This window comes from Syntrophomonas curvata (assembly GCF_052976825.1).
In genome coordinates this window covers 2,800,289-2,819,371 of the sequence record NZ_CM129641.1, presented here as the reverse complement: position 1 = coordinate 2,819,371, position 19,083 = coordinate 2,800,289, and the positions used below count along the sequence as shown (strand labels likewise).

Below are 19,083 nucleotides of genomic sequence, written 5' to 3'. Positions count from 1 at the left end.
TTTGATTTCTGGTGAAATAACCGGGAGGAAGGTTCGTGTTTACAAAATTCTTTTACACCCTTAAAAACTTCGGTATCCCCGTTTCTATGAATGAATGGCAGGCCTTATTGGAGGCTCTGGAAGATGGAATGGCTGGAGCCAGCCTAACCGGCTTCTATTACCTTTGCCGGGCCGTACTGGTTAAGACGGAGGCTCATTACGACCGGTTTGACATGGCGTTTGCCGCTTTTTTCGGTGACATTGAGACCCCGGAAGGACTGCCGGACAAGATATGGGAATGGTTGAACAAGGAACTGCCCGAACTGGAGATAACTGACGAGATGAGGCGCAACCACCGCCAGTTGGATTTGGATGAATTAAAGCGCATGCTGGAGGAAAGACTGGCCGAGCAGAACGAAGAACATCACGGGGGCAACCGCTGGATCGGTACGGGCGGAACTTCGCCTTTTGGTCATTCCGGCTATCATCCGGGCGGTATCCGGATCGGGGGAGAGTCCCGCAACCTGTCTGCGGTCAAGGTGGCGGGCCTGCGCCGTTTTCAGGAGTTTCGCACTGATGAAACTCTGGGGATAAGACAGTTTCAGGTGGCATTGCGTAAACTGCGTCAGTTTACCAGCCGTCTGGAAGGAGCCCGAACCGAGCTGGATCTGGATGCGACCGTTGATAAAACCTGTGATAACGCCGGCCGCCTCGAGTTGGTCTGGGAAAGGCCCCGGGATAATGCGATAAAGGTACTGCTGCTAATGGATGCGGGTGGCTCCATGTTAACCTACAGCCGATTGTGCAATCAGCTTTTCACTGCGGTTAACCGTTCCAATCATTTTAAGGATTTGCAGGTTTTCTATTTCCACAATTGCGTTTATGACTGGCTTTACCATAGTTCTGCCTGCATGCAGAGCGAGTATACCGACACTGAATATATTCTGCGAACATATAGCTCCGATTATCGGGTAATAATAGTGGGAGATGCCAGTATGGCTCCTTATGAGCTGATGCGGACCGGAGGCATAATAGACTGGGATCTGCATAATGACAGGCCGGGAATAGAGTGGCTCAGGCGCGTGCGCCAGCACTTTGAGTACTCGGTGTGGTTAAATCCTATCCCTCGGAATTACTGGGATTGGATGGACGGAGCTTTTACCATAAGAAAGATAGCCGAAATTTTCCCCATGGAACCGCTCACGGTTGACGGTCTGGAAAAAGCCATCACCGCTCTTCGGAGCAAGCAGGCCGCAGCTGGTAAATAAACTTAATAATTTCATATTTGCTATGGAGGATTGGTATATGAGACACGTATATGAAGGCAAGACTAAAAGTGTTTATGAGCTCGAGGATGGCAATTATTTACTGAAATTAAAGGACGATGTTACCGGAGAGAACGGGCAGATAGACCCGGGCGCCAATTCTATAATGGGTGAGCTGGAGGGAATGGGCAAAGCCTCGCTTTTAATGTCCCGCTATTATTTCGAACTGCTCAAAAAAGCAGGTATCCCAACTCATTATATAGACTCCGATGTGGAAGAGAATACCATGACGGTACTGCCCGCCCAGACCTTTGGCGAAGGTTTGGAAATCATCTGCCGTTTTAAGGTGTATGGCAGCTTCCTGCGCCGCTATGGTAAATATGCCCAGAAGGAGCAGCCTCTTAATAGTTTGGTGGAAATCACTTTGAAGGACGATGACCGGGGGGACCCGCTGATTGGGGACGAGGCTCTGGAGCAACTGGGATTGTTGTCCTTGCAGGAATGCGCGGTGCTAAAAGAAATGACCAGAAAAATTGCCGGCATAATCAAGGATGATTTGGCTGCCCGCGGGCTGGAACTGTATGATATAAAATTTGAATTTGGCCGGGTAAATGGACAAATCATCCTGATAGATGATATCTCGGGAGGCAATATGAGGGTGTTTAAAGATGGCCGGCAGATTGACCCCCTGGATCTTTCCCGCATGATTGTCGGTCAATAAAGTGAATCAGGAGAGAGGGCTGAGGCCCTCTTTTTTATTTAAATAGAGGGGAATTACTTCAAAGCAAAATACTTGTTGTTGAAATAATTCCGTTGCTAAAAGTCTGCAGTAAAAATATAATATTAATAAGAATTATTACTTTAACTTAAAATTTATTGTTGAAGTAATTTCATAAAAAGCATGGGGGGCATTTTAATGGATTTTAACTTAAGTAAAGAGCAGCTTTTAATTCAGAAAATGGCTCGAGACTTTGCTGAGAAATACATTGAGCCAGTTGCAGAACAGATTGACCGGGAGAACAAAATTCCCGAGGCAATTCTCGAGGGGTTGGCTGAACTGGATCTTTTCGGTATTCCTTTCCCGGAGGAATATGGCGGAGCCGGTGGTGGTTATGACGGTTACGTCCTGGCCATGGAACAGATCGGTAAGGCTTCAGGGGGAATAGCCATGACCATATCAGCTCATTCCCTGGGATTGAGTGCTATTTCCGTATTCGGAACCGAGGAGCAAAAGCAGAAATACATGGTGCCGGGATGCAAGGGCAAACATATCGTTTCTTTTGCCTTCACGGAGCCGGCAACCGGGTCCGATCCCAAACAGATAACGACCACAGCGGTAAAAGACGGTGAGCATTATATCATTAATGGCACCAAGCGCTTTATCTCCAACGCCAACTGGCCGGGTGCCATAATTCTTTTTGCCCGTGACAGTGAGAGCGGCAAACCAACAGGTTTTATTGTGGACAAATTATGTGAAGGCTACTCCATATCCGAGCCCTGGGATAAAATCGGCATGCATGGCGGCATGCTGCTGGATGTCTATCTCAAAGATGTAAAGGTTCCGGCGGAAAATATTCTGGCCGGGCCGGGTATGGGTTATCCCATTTTGCAGCTGGGCATATCCTTCGGTAAGGTGGGGGTAAGTTCCACTGCCCTGGGTGGAATGCTGGCGGCCTATGAAGAAGGTCTTAAATATGCAAAAGAAAAAACTCACCGTGATGCACCTATTGCCAAATTCCAGGCAGTTCAGCTGAAGATAGCCGATATGGCCATCAAGTATGAAGCTGCCCGCTGGTTGACCTATCGTCTGGGCTGTCTGGCCAATAAGGTCAAAGACCCGAGGCAGTTTGCCAAAGAGGCGGCTTTAACCAAGACTTTTGTCTGTGAAACCGCAACCGAGGTAATACGGCTGGCCATGGATATTCACGGCTCTTATGGCCTGATGAACGATTACAAAATAGCCCGCCTCTACAAAGACACCATTATCGGGCCTCAGATTGAGGGGGTGGCCGATATGCAGAAAATGATAGTGGCCGGGATAACCCTGGCTGACAGATAGGCCCATACCGGAAACCGGGTGGTTTCCTCCTTTTACGCTAGATGAAAGAGGTGCAAAAAGGGATGGAGAAGTTTGATGTAATTGTTGCGGGAGCAGGTCTGGCAGGTCTGGCGGCAGCCTACACCCTGGCCCAGGAAGGGGTGGAGGTGCTGCTGATTGAGAAAGGCGATTATCCCGGAGCCAAAAATGTTAGCGGAGGCCGCCTCTATATCAATCCGGTACGCGAACTTTTCCCCGAACTGTGGAAAAAAGCACCTTGGGAAAGGTTTATTGCCCGGGAAGGCGTAAGCATTATGGCGGGCGAACGTTCACTGAGTGTTGAGTATTGCGGCAGCGAGCTCAACCGGGAGCCTCATCAGAGTTACAGCATACTGCGGGCCAAATTCGACCGCTGGCTGGCCAAGCAGGCCGAGCGCAAGGGGGCTATGCTGGTAAGCAAAAGCCGGGTTGATGGCGTGATTATCGAAAATGACAAGGTGGTCGGCGTTTGGGCCGGGGGGGATGAGCTCAGGGCCGATGTGGTCATGGCCTGCGACGGGGCCATGTCTTTGCTGGCGGAAAAGGCCGGTTTGCGTAAACCGTGCAATCCCCGGGATTATGCCGTAGGTTTGAAGGAAGTGATCGAACTGGAATCCGCCCTGATAGAAGAACGGTTTGGGCTGGAGGGCAATGAAGGCGCTGCCCGCCTGTTTATGGGCGAGGTTACCCGGGGAAAATTTGGCGGCGGCTTTCTCTATACCAATAAGGACAGTCTGAGCCTGGGTATAGTGGTGGGCATTCAGGATCTTATGGATGGTTCCCCGGCGGTGCAGGCTCCGGTACTGCTGGATGAGTTTAAACGGCGCCCGGAAATTGCCAGGCTGATAAAAGGCGGGGAAAGCGTTGAATATTCCGCTCATGTTATTCCCGAAGGAGGCTTAAAAGCCTTGGGCAAATTATATGGCAACGGCATTCTGGTAGCCGGTGATGCCGCCGGGCTGGCTATGAATATCGGCGTCACGGTCAGAGGCATGGAATATGCCCTGGCTTCCGGTTATTATGCGGCCCAGGCCGTACTGCAAGCCCGGGAAAAGGAGGATTACACCGCCAGCAGCCTTTCCGTATATGAAAAACTGCTCAACGACAGCTTTGTCATGAAGGATTTCGCGGCTTTCAAGGAGGCTCCTGCAGTACTGGACAGCCCCAGGTTCTTCAAGCATTATCCCGAACTGGTAGGGAACATGATGAGAGACGTCTATGGGGTGCCGGCAGGCCCGAAAGACCGGCTCTACCCCACTATAAGAAAATACCTGACGTTTAAAGAAATGTGGGCGATGGCCGGTGATATGAGGAAGGTGATGAAGATATGAGCGCTCTGAGCGGATTGAAGGCCAAACTGGGACTGGATGTATTCAAACCCGACGGCGAACCTCACATCAGGATCAAACCAGGTATGGAAAGAGATCCCCGCCTCAAAAGAGCGGTGCTGGTTTGCCCGGCCGGTTTGTATGGGGAAAATGCCAGCGGTGAAGTGGAACTGACCATAGACGGCTGCCTCGAGTGCGGCACCTGCCGCATAGCCTGCGGTACCGAGGTTCTGGAATGGAACTGCCCCTCCGGCGGAGCCGGTGTTCAATTCCGCTTCGGGTAAATACCAATAGCCGCAGAATTTACAGGCTTTGAATAATTGCTCGGAAATGCCGCCTTTACTATTGGCCGCCTGCATTCCAAGGGATGAGGCGGCGGAATCAGGTTTATTAATCTTTAAATCCATTATGAATATCCGCGGGAGTCCGTGTCCTTAATTTTTAATCGTCAAGGGAGGTTGGGCAAATGAATATCGTGGTAGCTATGAAACAGATACCCGATCTGCAGCAAATCAGGATCAGGAACCGGCAGCCGGTGTTTGACGATGTACCCCTGACCCTGGGAAGCATAGAAAAAAACGCCCTGGAAGCCGGGGTGGTCCTCCGGGACGAACTGGGGGGCAAAATCACTATTCTTTCGGCCGGCAATGAAAACGTAGAAGACACTATTAAAGAAGCCTTGGCGGCAGGTGCTGACGAAGCCTTGCTGGTAATAGACGACAGCTTGGATAGGGCGGAAAGCAGCATAATAGCAAATGTTCTGGCTGCCTCAATTAAACAGATGGAAGAACAACCGGAGCTGATTTTATTTGGTGAAGGCAGTGGAGACAATTATTCCGGCCAGGTGGGTTCAAGGGTAGCCCAGATTCTAGATCTGCCCCAGGTATCATTTGCCGGCAGCATTGCAGTCAAGGGAGGCAAGGCTATCGTAACCCGTTCCCTGGAGGAGGGCGAGGAGGTAGTAGAAACCGCATTGCCAGCCGTAATCGCGGTATTGGCTGACATCAACGAGCCCCGCATCCCCTCAGTGACCCAGATACTTAAGGCGGGCAAAAAGCCCAGAGCAGTTCTGGAATTGGGTGAACTGGAGGTAGTAGCTGCAGATAAGGCCCGGGTAGTTACGCTGAATAACCTGGCTCCGGAGACTGAACGCAAGCGAATGGTAGTGAAGAGTGCGGATGAACTGATCCAGGCCTTGACGGCCGAAGGCTATGTAGGGAGGTAGTGAGAGTGGCGGGAATACTCATCTTTAGTGAAAATAATGGGCTGGCCCTGGAACTGGTAACCGCTGCCAGGAGCCTGTCTGCTTCTTTGCTGGCCGCAGTTGCGATTAATAATGATGATCAGGCCCGGATGCTGGCCGAGGCCGGGGCTCAGGTCTACATGGTGAAGAATGACGATATTGTACCGGCTGATGTTGGTGCTGTGGCTGCAGCGGTAACCCAGGCCGCTGAGAAAGCCGGGGCAGATACAGTATTGCTGGCCTCCAACCGAAGAGGCAAGGAACTGGCCGGAAGGCTGGCCCAGGCTATGGGGGCGGGATGTATCACGGATGTTTCGGTTATCAAACTGGAGGGCGATAAGATCGAGTGCCAGCGTAATGCTCTGGGCGGGGCCACGGTGGCTACCCAGTATATAGATGCTGTTAAAAAGGTTATCGCTATCCGCCCCCGCACCTTTGAAGCCGCAGGCCGGGAAGGAACAGGGAAGATGGAAGAGTTAACGGTGGAGATTAAAAAATCCGGGATTAAAGTACTGGAATTCAAATCCCGGGCCGGTGACAGTGTCGATATCGAAGCGGCGGAAGTGCTGGTAGCGGTTGGTCAGGGACTCAACAGCCGGGATGATTTGCCGGCGGTGGAAGCGCTGGCTCAGAAACTGGGGGGCGAAGTAGCCTGCTCCAAGCCGGTGGCTACCGATAAAAAATGGCTGTCGGAGGAAAGAATCATTGGCCTGTCGGGCAAGAAATGCAAGCCCCGACTGGCGGTATTGCTGGGCATATCCGGGCAGGTGCAGTTTACCGTTGGCATTCGCGACGCAAAAACCATTGTGGCCGTAAACAGCGATGAAAACGCCAGCATTAACCAGATGGCCGATTATATAATAACGGCTGATTTACATGGGGTAGTGGCAGAGATGAATAAAAAACTGGAATAACAATAGAGCGCCGCAACGGCAGTGTTTTAAGTGTCCAAGATTTTTACAGGGGAGCGGGAGCTCCCTTTTTTCTTTAACCTCCTTCATTATAACCAATTATTGTTAACTGTCTCGGCATCAAGATATTCACCCCCTCGCATATATATAGATATAAACGGTTTGCTCTTTTGCGGTTTCTGGAAGGAGGTTTTCCATGACCTATGATTTTGATGCACTAATCCGAAATGACAGAGAGAGCAGGAGGGAGAAAGCGTTCGCTACTAACTTCCTGGAATACCTGGAAATAGTCCGGGAGAATCCTGCGATTGCGATTCTGGCCCATGAACGGATGCACCAGATTATCATGGAGCCAGGTGCGGAACTGATTAAAACCGAGGACTATCCACGCCTTAGAAGGATTTACGGAAATGATACCATACGTAAATATAAATTTTTCGAGGATGAGTTTTACGGCATAGATAAAACCATTATGGAAATTGTGAGGTATCTTCATTCCGCCGCCATGCGGGGTGAAGAATCCAGGCAGGTTCTTTATCTGGTGGGACCGGTGGGGTCGGGTAAGTCATCTTTAATGGAAAGCCTGAAAAAAGCACTTGAAAGCAGTCCTTCCATATATGCACTGCAGGGGTGTCCCATGCGGGAGGAACCCCTGCATCTTATACCCAAGCACCTTAGGTCTCGTTTTGAAGAGCTGCTGAAGGTGAAAATCGAAGGTGACCTGTGCCCGATTTGCCGCTACCGTCTGGCTAATGATTACCAGGGCAGGTATGAAGAGTTTGGGGTGGTCAGTACTGATTTTTCCATCCGCTCACGAAAAGGTATTGCCGTGGTGCCTCCGGTCGACCCCAATAATCAGGATGCTTCAGTTCTGGTGGGATCGGTGGACATATCCAAGATGGACCTTTATCCTGAGGATGATCCCCGGGTACTGTCGTTAAATGGTGCTTTTAATGCCGGCAACCGTGGGATCGTAGAATTTATAGAAATTTTTAAAAATGACGTTGAATACCTGCACACCATTCTCACTGCCACCCAGGAGAAGTCGATCCCGTCGCCGGGCAAGGGGTCGATGATTTACTTTGACGGTATAATTCTGGCTCATTCCAACGAAGCGGAATGGAATAAATTCAAGTCCGATCATACCAACGAGGCCATTCTGGATCGTATCGTTAAAATAGAAGTACCGTACTGTCTGGAACTGGACCAGGAGGTTAAGATTTACCGGAAGATACTTAAGAAAAGCAATTTCAAGGCTCATATAGCTCCCCATACTCTGGAGATTGCCTCCATGTTTGCCATCATCAGCCGCCTCACCCCATCATCCAAGGTAGATATGATTACCAAGATGCGTATCTATAATGGAGAAGAAATCGTACAGAAGGATACCACCAAAAAGGTTGATATCCTGGAACTCAGGGATGAAGCGGCAAGAGAGGGCTTCAGCGGTATATCCACCCGCTTCATAATGAAAGCCGTCGATAACACCCTGTCGGAATCAGAACACAACTGCATCAATCCCATTACTGTGCTGGAGTCGCTGATAAAAGCGGTAAAATCCACAGACAGCAGCGATGATGAGAAAAAGCAGTTGCTCGCCTATCTGCAGGACACCATTAAGAAAGAATACCACCGTATTTTGGAGAAAGAGGTCACCAGAGCCTTTATTCATGGTTACCGGGAACAGGCGGAAACCTTGTTCAATAATTACATCGACCATGCCGAGGCTTATGTGAACAAAGTGAAATTGAAAGACTCCAATACCGGGGAAGAACTGGAGCCTGATGAGGCTTTCATGGAATCGATTGAAGCCGGTATCGGCCTGAACGGAAGCGCCGCCAAAGGATTCCGCCACGATGTTACCGCCTACATGTTCTCCCTGCTGCGCAATAACCGCAAGATTGAATACGACAGCTATGAGCCTTTGCGGGAAGCGATTGAGAAAAAGTTGATTGCTTCGGTCAAAGAGCTGTCCCGGGTAGTTACCCAGGCCCGGGTGCGCGATGACGAACAGACCCAGAAATATAACACCATGGTGGAAGAAATGAAACGCAACGGCTACTGCAACCACTGCTGCAATGTTATCCTGCGCTACGCCGCCAATAATTTATGGAAAGACTGATGATGATTATAAATTACAATTTTACACGGGCTCGCCTTGTTCGCATGCGGATGGGAAAGATTAATGAACCGGCGATCCGGAGGAGGAATGGCTTTGGCAATTTTTCGTGAATATGACAGTGGGGGGCGGGATCGCAGCGCCGAGGACCGGCGGCGGCACCGCCAGCTGTTGGAAGAGTCCATCAAGAAGAACCTGGGCAGTATAATTGCCGAGGAGAGCATAATCGGCAAGAGCAAGGATAAGACCGTAAAGATACCGGTACGGGGAATCAAGGAATATCAATTTATTTATGGTGATAACCATGAACAGGCGGCATCGGGCAGCGGCCAGGAAAAGCGAGGCGACAAGATATCCCCCGGCAAAGGCGAACAAAACGCTCCTGGCAGCGGTGAAGGGGCAGGCAATGCCGAAGGCGAAGACTACTATGAAACTGATGTTACTCTGGAAGAACTGGTGCAGTACCTGTTTGAAGACCTGGATCTGCCCTTTATGGAAAGAAAGAAATTTTCTTATATTATGAGCGAGGAAAGTCACAGGCGCCGGGGGATACAGAGGAAGGGCATACCTCCCCGGCTGGCCAAAAAGCGTTCCATGGTGGAAAGGATAAAGCGCAGGAGATCAATGGAAAAAACCTTGAAAGACTTGGAACAGGATAGTGAAATAGAAAGATTCCCTTTCCGGGAGGAGGATCTGCGTTATCAGCGTGTCCGGGAGGAAATGCGTCCCGAGTCCAATGCGGTAGTGATCTGTATTATGGATAATTCGGGTTCCATGTACCTCAATAAGAAGTATCTGGCCCGCAGTTTTTTTTTCCTGCTCTACCAGTTTGTCAACTACCGCTACATTAACGTTGATCTGGTGTTCATCAATCATACCACTACCGCCCTGGAGGTAAATGAGGATGATTTCTTTCACCGGGGGGAATCAGGCGGGACTATGATCAGCAGCGGCTACGACAAGGCCCTGGAGATCATTGCGGAGCGTTATAATCCCGAGGTATGGAATATCTATGCCTTCCACTGCAGTGACGGCGACAATTGGCCGGAAGATATTGAGAAAGCCGTAGGAAAGGCCCGGGAGCTGTGCGAAGTTTGCAACCTGTTTGGCTACGGAGAGATAAAATCCTCCTGGAAAGCGGACAGCACCATGGCGGATGAATTTGAAGCGATTAAGGCGGAAAATTTCGTATCCGTTACCATCGACAGCAAGGAAGACGTTTGGCCTGCGTTCAGAAGGCTGTTGAAAGTAGCCGAGAAGGAGGTGTAGCGTGGGAAGCGACTATAGCCTGAAAGACCTCTTGCACTACAATGCCCGCATTGAAGCTTTAGCCGCCGAGGCGGGCCTGGACACCTATCCCCAGGAGTATGAAATCTGCAGCTATGAGGACATGCTGGGATATGAGGCCTATGCCGGGATGCCGGTTCGCTACCCCCACTGGAGCTTTGGCAAGGCCTATGAGCGTAAAAAAACCTTTTACCGCTACAATCTCAGCGGTTTGCCCTATGAGATGGTTATAAACTCCAATCCCTGCCTGGCTTATCTGATGAAGGATAATACCCTGCTGCTGCAGATACTGACTATGGCTCATGTCTGCGGACACAATGATTTTTTCAAGAACAACCGCCTGTTTAAAACCGGTACCAGGGCCGAATATACCCTGGAAATGTTTAAATCCCATGCCCGGCGTATAAGTGATTACATAAAAGACCCCAGCATAGGATATGCCAGGGTGGAGCGGGTGCTGAATGCTGCTCATGCCCTGCGCTTTCAGATACATCGAACCGTAGGCGAGAAACATCTGACCCCGGAAGAAGTTAAAGACAGAATCATAGACCGCTGCAGCCTTCGAGCTTCCGGCGCACATCCCCTGCTGGATGAAAAAACAGAGAAGCCGCTGCCGGATCTCAGCCGTATACCCTTGGAAGCGGAAGAGGATTTGCTCCTTTTTATCACCCGTTACGGGTCTTTAAGCGAATGGGAAAAAGACATTGTCACTATTGTCCGGGAGGAGAGCCAGTATTTTTTACCCCAGATTGAAACCAAGATTATGAACGAAGGCTGGGCCAGCTACTGGCACTATAAAATATTGAATAGTCTGCAACTGCCCCAGGAACTGCATCTGGAGTTCCTGAAGCGCCATAATCAAGTGGTTTGCCCCTTTGAGGGCTCGCTAAACCCTTATCATCTGGGATTCAAGCTATTTGAGAAACTGGAGCAGGGCGATCAAGACATCTTTGCCATACGGGAGCAGGAAAGGGACGCTTCCTTTTTGCGGCGCTATTTGGATGAGGACGTCTGCCGTGAGTTTAACCTGTTCTCCTTTATGAAAAAAGGACGGGACTATTATGTAAAAGAGATCGCGGATGAAGAAGGATGGAAGGAAGTCCGTAATGCCTTGGCCCTTAATGTGGGCATGCAGGCGCTGCCGGTCATTAAGGCAGTGGAGGTAGGAGGGAAGAACAGCCTGCTTATGCTGGATCATGAGTGGGATGGGCGGGAACTGCAACTGGAATACGCGCATCAGACCCTGAAACACCTGGCCCAGCTCTGGGGAGCAAAGGTTCGTCTGCGCACCGTAGTCCGGTCATCATATCAAATCCTGGAGACGGACGGAGAGTAGCTGAATAAATAAAATTTACCGGTAGGAATTTTTGTATAAAACTAGAAGTAGTGAATATAAGTATAAGGATGCTTTTTTCAGAAAGGAGAAAGAGAAGTGGATGAGGCCAAAGGGGTGGAAGTAGTCGTAGACGGAGTTACTGGAGTCGGCAAGTCAAGCTTGGTTAAGATCGTCTGCGACGAATTTAACCTGAAACCATTCAGCGAAATGTTTGAGGACGAGAACCGCTTGTTGAATAAGTTTTTCCATGATCGTGCCAAATGGGCTTTTCCCATGCAAACTAATTTTCTGACCAATCGCTTCAAACAATACCGCCAGGCCATGAAAGTGGGCAAAGCAGTAATGGACCGTTCCATATATTCCGACCGCATTTTCGCCCGCATGTATCTGGAATATGGCTACCTTAAGCCGGAGGAATATGCAGTCTACAACAATCTTCTGGAGACTATGCTGGAACATGTAATACCGCCCAGGCTTTTAGTCTATTTGAAGGTTGATACCGATGAAGCCATCCGCCGTATCCGTAAACGGGGACGACCGGACGAAGTAGAAGTGGAGAGGGAGTATTGGGATCATCTGAATACCTTTTATGAGTCTAACTATCGCGATTACGCTCTGGGAGGGGAGTTGCTCGTAATCAGGGTGGACAACCTGGATTATGTGCACCGCCCCGAGGATAAGGCATTTATGATAAATGAGATAAAAAAGGCCCGCCAGGTAATGGAGATAAAAAAAGCCAGCAGCTAACTCCCCGGGCTTGCTGGTCAGCAATAAGCATATGTTCATGTGCTTATTGCTGGGGGTAGCTAGTCCCGCAACTTGTTTGCACAACTTTGCGATTGTGATATATTGTTAGAGAATCAGTCGAAAGGTTGTGAACGGCTTGACCGCAGCCCTGGGTTTAATTGCCGGAACTTTAATATTCCTCTATTCATTTTATTTTATCAGGATAATCAAAGGGGAGCCGGAAGGTTTTGAACTGGAACTGTTGCAAGCCTTGGCCGACTGGATGATACAAAAGGGTGCCAGCAGCCGCGGCCAGCTATGGTTGATGCTGCTGCTTGCTTTTCTCCTGGAGCTGCTGTACTTCCTGCTGGTTTTTTCGGTAGTCAAGAATCTGTTTTTATTGATGTTTACCGGTTTTTTCATCGCCGTCGAATCGTATCACCTGATAAGCTTTGGGTATTCCCTGGGACGATTTTTCCGCGGGGATATCAAGCTTAAACATCTGTTTAACTGGCGCTGGGAGCGCTTCAGTGCTATTCTCTTCTTCACTCATTCCCTGCTGGTGCTGATCCACATTATCGTTTATTAAACAAAGCCTTACGCATATCATCTCTGAGCCGACCTGATTCAGAGGATAAAAAAGCGTGGTATGGTAAAAAATATACCCTAGTATTTTTTGTCAGGAGCAATACCATGCGCAAGATATCACGTCAGGCTGGCCCAAGCCGGTATCAGGGCGGTCATGATAGCAAAGAAATACCGGATAGCAAATTACCGCCGGGCTATGAGGAAAAACTGGCCCTGTTGCAGCCCTACGTTGAAAAAAATCACGACCTTATTGCCCGGCCTTTCTATCTGGACAGTGATATGAAGCTGCAGGCCTGTGCATTTTATTTCAACGGCATAGCGGATGACAAGAAACTGAATGAGCATGTGCTCAAACCCCTGATGATGCATAGCGGGGGCTGGGAGTCAGGTGATCCTGCTGACGACCGGGTGGATTTGATTATACGTACTTCCATCAGCGTGGGACAGTTGCGTAAGAGCGACAGCTCCGCGGTGATGGTGCATAGCCTGTTTGACGGCATGCTGGTGCTGATCTTTGAGACCATACCGGAAGCGGTTGTCATTGACATCCACGGAGGGGTGTTTCGGGCGGTGGAGGAACCTCCGTCGGAAAAGGCTATAGCCGGCCCCCGGGAAGGCTTTATTGAGAATCTTGACCTTAATCTTTCTATGATAAGGCGCCATCTGCGTACTCCCCGCCTGGTGATAAAGAAGACGGTTGTTGGGAGGCGAACCCGGACTCCGGTGGCAGTGGTCTATATTGATGATATAGCTGATCCCGGGCTGGTAGAGCAGGTAAACCAGAGGTTGGCCCGTATTGATATAGATGCGGTTTTAGGCTCAGGTAACCTAATCCAGTTCATCGAAGATAAGCCCTATTCGCTGTTTCCCCAGATATGGACCAGCGAGCGTCCTGATAAAACCGTTGCCGAGCTCCTGGAGGGGAGGATAGCCGTCATGGTGGATGGAACCCCTACCGCCATTTTTCTTCCGGCTCTTTTTGTGGAATTTTTTCAGGCCTCCGAGGATTACCTGGAGCGTGCCTTCCTGGGTTCATATCTCAGGTTTATACGCTTCATAGCCTTTTTTATTGCCGTGTCCCTTCCTGCCCTCTACATTGGTCTTATGAGTTTTACACCGGAACTGGTTCCGTTAAACCTGGTGATAACTATCGCCCAGGCCCGTAAAGAGGTTCCCTTTCCGGTTTTGATAGAAACTTTGCTGCAGGAATTCATAATCCAGATGGTAATCGAGGCCGGGCTTCGCCTGCCCGGTCCGGTAGGGCAGACGGCCGGAGTGGTTTCGGGCATTGTTTTGGGACAGGCCGCCATTTCCGCCAAGCTGGCCAGCCCGGCTGTGATTATAATTATCTCCATTACTACTATTTGCACCTTTGTCCTGCCTTCAGGTCCTTTGGTACAGGCTACCCGCATCCTGCGCCTGCCTTTAATATTTCTGACTGCCGGTTTTGGGCTTTTTGGTTTTTCCCTGGGCTGGTTAATCATGCTCACCCATCTGAGCAGTCTGGAGAGCCTGGGGGTACCGTATTTTGCCCCCTTTGCCCCCATGCGCTACGCGGACTTGAAAGACAGCGTCGTTCGCACCTTTCTCTGGAAGATGAATAAGAGGCCCCTGTCCATACCCAGCCAGCAGAAACAGCGCCAGGGGGACAGTGGGCGGAAGGAAAACCGGGATGAACGATAGGGATACTATTACCAGTAAACAACTGGTATTTATCATTATCGGCGCCCAAGTTGCCACCGGTGTTTTTAGCCTGCCTCACCTGGCCAGCACCGAGGCGGGGCAGGATGCATGGCTGGCCGTACTCCTGGGAGCCATGACTCCCTTGCTGGCATTGCTGGTCATCGAACGCTTGGGGCGCCGTATGCCGGAGGCAGGGTTCGTGGGCATGAACTATCTCCTGTTCGGGCGGTGGCTGGGGGCGGTGATGGTTTTTCTGTTTACGGTCTATGCAGTGTTTTTTCAGGCGGTGGTGGTACGCATATTTGCAGAGATTACCAACATTTTCTTACTGCCGCGTACTCCACTGCCGGTTATTGTCCTGCTGGTATTAATCGGAGCCGTTTATGTGATTAATAAAGGAGCCCGGGTAGTGGCCCGGGTAAATGAAATTCTCTTCTGGGTAGTTTTGCCTTTGCTTTTTCTGCTGATGATCCCTCTGGTAAACGCCGACTACACCAATCTGCTGCCGGTAGGGGAAGCAGGGCTGGCCGGTATAGCCCGGGGAGCCCTGACCAGCAGCTATTCCTATGCCGGGATAGAAATCCTGCTGGTATTTTATTTTCTGGTAGGCCGCAAGGAGGAGATAATCAAGGCGGGGTTACTGGGTTTGGGCTTTACTGCGACGGCTTATCTGGTTGTGACTCTGGTCTGTTTACTGGTCTGGGGCCAAGAACTCCTGCAGATAATCAACTGGCCTGTGCTCCGGGTATTAAAAACCATAAAATTTGCCTTGCTGGAGAGGCCTGAGTTCTTCATGCTGGCAGTGTGGATGGGACTGGGTGTGCGTCCCACCATGAACATGGGATTTGCCGTATCATATGCCCTGAGTGTAATCCTTCACGTAGACCGGAGCAAGTATTTTCACTTGGTTGTGTTGTCTATTGCCCTGCTGATTTATATTACAGCCTTGCTGCCTGCGGACATAATTGTGGCTTTCAAGTGGTCCGACTACGCCGGTTATAGCTTCTGGCTGGCAGGCTTGTTCTATCCTCTGATTATGCTGGTGGCTGCAATTATTCGGGGGAAGAAGGCCCAAAATGAATAGGAAGCTGCGCCTGCCCATCCTCGGTATGCTTCTTATCCTTCTTTCGGGATGTTGGGATTCCCGCGATCTCGAAGAGCTTTCTTTTCCCCTGGCTGCGGCCTATGACCTGCACCGGCCTGGCAGTGCCGACCCTACCGATCCGCCCGCACCGGCAGGCAAAAAGCTGCTGGATTTGACCACTGTTGTCCCCAACCTTACTCCTAAAGCTCCGACGCCGGTAAACGTTGAAACCCTGTCAGGCGTCAACATAGGCGATGTTCGCCAGAGGAGGGGGCTGACAGATGCCGATACCTATGTAACCGGCATGAACCGAGTGATAGTGCTGGGTGAAGAGCTGGCCCGGCAGGGGTTAAATCCCTATATGGATGTATTATGGCGGGGTTCCACTATTTCCGGCACCATGTACATGGCGGTGGCTGCCGGCCGAGGGGAGGATATCATTAAAACTCCAATAAAGACCTTCAACAACATAGGCAACTATCTGATTGCTTTTTTCAATGGTATGAATAAGAGGACCTTTATACCGGTTACTAATATAAACCAGTTCCATATCAACCAGGCCGCAGGCAAGAACCCGGTGCTCCCTATAATGGAGCGTAAAGACGATCGGGTGGTGATAACCGGGGTAGCCTTGTTCAAAAAAGACCGGATGGTAAGCAAGTTGGGGATTGAAGAAGCCCACGACCTGGTGTTGCTGCGCGGTTTAAAGGAGAGAAGCTACCTCCCTTTTTTTGCAGAGACGGATGGAATACTTCACCGGGGGACGGTGCTGGTGGATAACAGCAGGAAAGTACAATACAGCAGGAGTAATCAAGGGCACCGTTTTGTTATTACTATAAAACTGCAGGGCACATTAGAGGAACACAGCCACCAGATCCCCGTAGATGAAACCCACCTGCAGGAAATCGAAAGGACGATAGAAAAACAGGTTGCGGCTCAGTGTGAAAGGTTTATTGACATGATGCAAAACGAGCTGAAGCTGGACTGCATCGATATAAGCAAATATGCCCTGGCCAAAGAACGCAAAACCCTGTCCCGACAGATCGATAACCCCGATTTTATCAAAAATGCAGATATCAGGGTAAAGGTTAAAGTTCATCTGAAAAATACGGGAGAAATGCGCTAAACAGAGTAACCCGATAAAAATCCCTGGTCCCTGTCCTACAGTTTATCGGAGATGATCAGGGGAGTGTAATTATTGCCGGTAATACCCAGACTTGCGCAGCAGCCCGGTTCCGCCTTAGCTTCCCAGTCATAACTGCCGATCGGCTTTTTAACCGGGACATCCGGGAGATTAAGGTTTGTTCCGCCCTGGTGTATACGCAATATCAGTTCCCTGCCTTGGGCTCTGCTGCCAAGCTGTTTTAATATTTTCTGCCACTTGCCCGGGCTTATACGCCAGTAAGCCCGCAAATGCCCGGAGTCAGTTGCGAGAAGCTTGATGCTGTCAGCAGGCAGGTAGAATTCTTCCGTTTCCAGGTATTTGAATAATTCCTGGGCTGACTCCCAGGAGAACATATCCCGGTGCGGTATTTTAAACCGGAGGCGGCGTTCCTTCGGGCCGGTGGCGGACAAGACCCAATAAAGCATGATAAACAAGACTGCACAGAGCAGGATAATATATAGCAATGGCGGCATACGGGCAACCCTCCGTTTTTTGCGTCTGAAACTAGTATTTCCCGTTATCGGTATAATAAAAGCATTAATTTCGCCTTTTCTGCCTTACCCGGCTCCACTTCCTTTCCGCCGGTTCCTTCCGGGAATCTTGATGGTTTTCCCAAGTCTTCTGGATCTGATGTATAATTAAAAGGACTAAGGAGGACAACGTATATGGAACAGATGGCAGAACCGCGCTGGGGTTTGCTGGAGATCGCGGCGGTTTATATAGGTATAATTGCGGCGGGGTTGATTTTCGGCCGCTTTTCCGGTGGTATAAAAGCCTGGCTGGCAGGGACTGGAGCCGGCGATACGACCCTGGCTTTTTTTACTATCGCTTATATTTTCCAGGTTGCAGTTACGGTATTGCTGGTACTGGTGTTTACCCTGGTTTTAAATCGGGCTCGGCTCAGTGACCTGGGGGTAAGAAACGTCAGGGGCGGGAATTATATTCGCTATGGGCTTCTGGGCGGATTTTTGCTTATGATTTTTGTTATCGGTCTGGGCTTGATTGTTAACCAGTTTAACCCGGATGTGAAACCCCAGCTTTTCGAGGAGATGCTGCGCTCGGCTGGCAATTGGGGGGATTTTATAATTTTGCTGATAATGGGATCGGTGCTGGCGCCGGTTTCGGAAGAGCTCTATTACCGGGGGATGATTTACCCGGTATTTAAATCGCATCTGGGAACCTTTTGGGGAGCGATATTGGCCGGCCTGCTTTTCGGAGCGGTGCACTGGGATTTATGGAGAGCTGTTCCACTGGCGGCAGGGGGCGTAGTCCTCTGCTATATATATGAAAAAAGCGGAAGTATATTGGTTTCAGCTCTGGCTCATGGAGTGTGGAATGGGATAATGGCCTTTATCGTTTACTTCAGCATAATGAACGTATAATTATGATACTGTTTTTAATTTATTGGTTAACTGGTGTATAATTATTCAGGATAAAATTCAGCCGGATTTATAATAACCGCCCTCTGCAGGGATATGATCCCGTCATGTGTAATCAAGGAAGCAGATATTATGTTTTTTAGGTATCCTGTAAGTATAAACGCTTAGGAGTTGAGGACTGTGCCTATCTATGAGTACCGGTGTGAGAATTGCGGGGAGTTTGAAAAACTGCAGAAGATTAGCGAAACCCCGCTCGAAATCTGCCCCACCTGCGGTGGTAAAGCTGAGAGGATTATCAGCAAGAACGTAGGGGTCGTCTTTAAAGGGTCGGGCTTCTATAGCACTGACAGCAAGCAGATCAAGGAGCGGGCCAGAGCCCTTAATAAAGAAAGGCAAAAGGATAACCAGGCCCTTTTGGATGGTGATGTGGGTGGTTATATTAAACAAGCGGACAGTACCGATAAAAAGGTTTCCGAAGCCTGATTAATCCCCGCAAGGGGATTTTTCAGTATAGAATTTTTTTAAAATGAAGGATTTTTTTCCCTTTTTGCAGTATTTAACTTATATTCAGCATTATTGAAACATGTCCGGGTGTCGTAGAATTAATTTTTTGAATGTGTGGTGCCAGCTGTGTTGAAAATAACCAATGTAGTGGAAACAATGGTATGGGAAGTAATGGAATCCATGCTAGACCAGCAACCGGACATGTGCCGTTGCGACTGCTGTCGCGCGGACATGGCAGCCTATGCCTTAAACCGGCTAAGCCCTCATTATGCAGCCACTAAAAAGGGTGAGGTCTTGATAAAAGCCGGTTCCCTGGACCGAGGTATGAATGTTGCTTTACTGGTGGCTTTAACCGAGGCCATGGAAATAGTTAAAGCCAATCCCCGCCATGAGAAGGAGTAGACAATTG

The 19,083-nt window shown here is 49.7% G+C and carries 19 protein-coding genes; 18 read left to right on the top strand and 1 reads right to left on the bottom strand.

The window, feature by feature from the left end:
* The first annotated feature begins 35 nt into the window (after window positions 1-35).
* From ACU70B_RS12960 to ACU70B_RS12890, 15 genes are all read left to right on the top strand, one after another.
* Window positions 36-1,247, top strand: a complete 1,212-nt coding sequence (locus ACU70B_RS12960) for a vWA domain-containing protein (protein WP_447183938.1) — start codon at window positions 36-38, stop codon at window positions 1,245-1,247.
* A gap of 37 nt (window positions 1,248-1,284) precedes the next feature.
* Window positions 1,285-1,965, top strand: a complete 681-nt coding sequence (locus tag ACU70B_RS12955; RefSeq protein ID WP_447183937.1) for a phosphoribosylaminoimidazolesuccinocarboxamide synthase — start codon at window positions 1,285-1,287, stop codon at window positions 1,963-1,965.
* Between the two features lie 195 nt (window positions 1,966-2,160).
* Complete coding sequence (locus tag ACU70B_RS12950; RefSeq protein ID WP_447183936.1) at window positions 2,161-3,303, top strand: acyl-CoA dehydrogenase family protein; 1,143 nt, start codon at window positions 2,161-2,163, stop codon at window positions 3,301-3,303.
* A gap of 62 nt (window positions 3,304-3,365) precedes the next feature.
* Window positions 3,366-4,652: an FAD-dependent oxidoreductase gene (locus ACU70B_RS12945; RefSeq protein ID WP_447183935.1), complete on the top strand. Its 1,287-nt coding sequence runs from the start codon at window positions 3,366-3,368 to the stop codon at window positions 4,650-4,652.
* Window positions 4,649-4,933 carry a ferredoxin family protein gene (locus ACU70B_RS12940; protein ID WP_447183934.1) on the top strand — a complete coding sequence of 95 codons (285 nt, stop codon included), beginning with the start codon at window positions 4,649-4,651 and terminating at the stop codon, window positions 4,931-4,933. The genes ACU70B_RS12945 and ACU70B_RS12940 overlap by 4 nt, the downstream gene beginning before the upstream one ends.
* A 182-nt stretch (window positions 4,934-5,115) precedes the next feature.
* A complete protein-coding gene (locus tag ACU70B_RS12935) occupies window positions 5,116-5,874 on the top strand; it encodes an electron transfer flavoprotein subunit beta/FixA family protein (protein ID WP_447183933.1) in 759 nt (252 codons plus the stop codon).
* Window positions 5,875-5,879: 5 nt separating this feature from the next.
* The gene (locus ACU70B_RS12930; RefSeq protein ID WP_447183932.1) at window positions 5,880-6,806 is read left to right on the top strand and encodes an electron transfer flavoprotein subunit alpha/FixB family protein; all 927 of its coding nucleotides are present in this window, start codon (window positions 5,880-5,882) and stop codon (window positions 6,804-6,806) included.
* 193 nt (window positions 6,807-6,999) lie between these two features.
* A complete protein-coding gene (locus ACU70B_RS12925) occupies window positions 7,000-8,925 on the top strand; it encodes a serine protein kinase (protein WP_447183931.1) in 1,926 nt (641 codons plus the stop codon).
* 93 nt (window positions 8,926-9,018) lie between these two features.
* On the top strand, window positions 9,019-10,191 hold the full coding sequence (gene yhbH, locus ACU70B_RS12920) for a sporulation protein YhbH (protein WP_447183930.1): 1,173 nt from the start codon (window positions 9,019-9,021) through the stop codon (window positions 10,189-10,191).
* Between the two features lies 1 nt (window position 10,192).
* Window positions 10,193-11,545, top strand: coding sequence for a SpoVR family protein (locus tag ACU70B_RS12915; protein WP_447183929.1), 1,353 nt, complete (start codon window positions 10,193-10,195; stop codon window positions 11,543-11,545).
* Window positions 11,546-11,641: 96 nt separating this feature from the next.
* Window positions 11,642-12,292, top strand: coding sequence for a deoxynucleoside kinase (locus ACU70B_RS12910; protein WP_447183928.1), 651 nt, complete (start codon window positions 11,642-11,644; stop codon window positions 12,290-12,292).
* 127 nt (window positions 12,293-12,419) lie between these two features.
* Complete coding sequence (locus tag ACU70B_RS12905) at window positions 12,420-12,860, top strand: hypothetical protein (RefSeq protein WP_447183927.1); 441 nt, start codon at window positions 12,420-12,422, stop codon at window positions 12,858-12,860.
* 104 nt (window positions 12,861-12,964) lie between these two features.
* Complete coding sequence (locus tag ACU70B_RS12900) at window positions 12,965-14,542, top strand: spore germination protein (RefSeq protein WP_447183926.1); 1,578 nt, start codon at window positions 12,965-12,967, stop codon at window positions 14,540-14,542.
* Window positions 14,532-15,626, top strand: a complete 1,095-nt coding sequence (locus tag ACU70B_RS12895; protein ID WP_447183925.1) for a GerAB/ArcD/ProY family transporter — start codon at window positions 14,532-14,534, stop codon at window positions 15,624-15,626. Before ACU70B_RS12900 ends, ACU70B_RS12895 begins: the two co-directional genes overlap by 11 nt.
* Complete coding sequence (locus ACU70B_RS12890; RefSeq protein WP_447183924.1) at window positions 15,619-16,752, top strand: Ger(x)C family spore germination protein; 1,134 nt, start codon at window positions 15,619-15,621, stop codon at window positions 16,750-16,752. The genes ACU70B_RS12895 and ACU70B_RS12890 overlap by 8 nt, the downstream gene beginning before the upstream one ends.
* 35 nt (window positions 16,753-16,787) lie before the next feature.
* On the opposite strand, the gene ACU70B_RS12885 is transcribed toward ACU70B_RS12890, so the two are convergent.
* The gene (locus ACU70B_RS12885) at window positions 16,788-17,264 is read right to left on the bottom strand and encodes a hypothetical protein (RefSeq protein WP_447183923.1); all 477 of its coding nucleotides are present in this window, start codon (window positions 17,262-17,264) and stop codon (window positions 16,788-16,790) included.
* A gap of 192 nt (window positions 17,265-17,456) precedes the next feature.
* On the opposite strand from ACU70B_RS12885, the gene ACU70B_RS12880 reads away from it, so the two are divergent.
* From ACU70B_RS12880 to ACU70B_RS12870, 3 genes are all read left to right on the top strand, one after another.
* On the top strand, window positions 17,457-18,173 hold the full coding sequence (locus ACU70B_RS12880; RefSeq protein WP_447183922.1) for a CPBP family intramembrane glutamic endopeptidase: 717 nt from the start codon (window positions 17,457-17,459) through the stop codon (window positions 18,171-18,173).
* Window positions 18,174-18,350: 177 nt separating this feature from the next.
* Entirely contained in the window at window positions 18,351-18,653 is a 303-nt protein-coding gene (locus ACU70B_RS12875) for an FmdB family zinc ribbon protein (protein ID WP_447183921.1), read from the top strand.
* 150 nt (window positions 18,654-18,803) lie between these two features.
* The gene (locus ACU70B_RS12870; protein WP_447183920.1) at window positions 18,804-19,076 is read left to right on the top strand and encodes a late competence development ComFB family protein; all 273 of its coding nucleotides are present in this window, start codon (window positions 18,804-18,806) and stop codon (window positions 19,074-19,076) included.
* Window positions 19,077-19,083 lie beyond the last annotated feature (7 nt).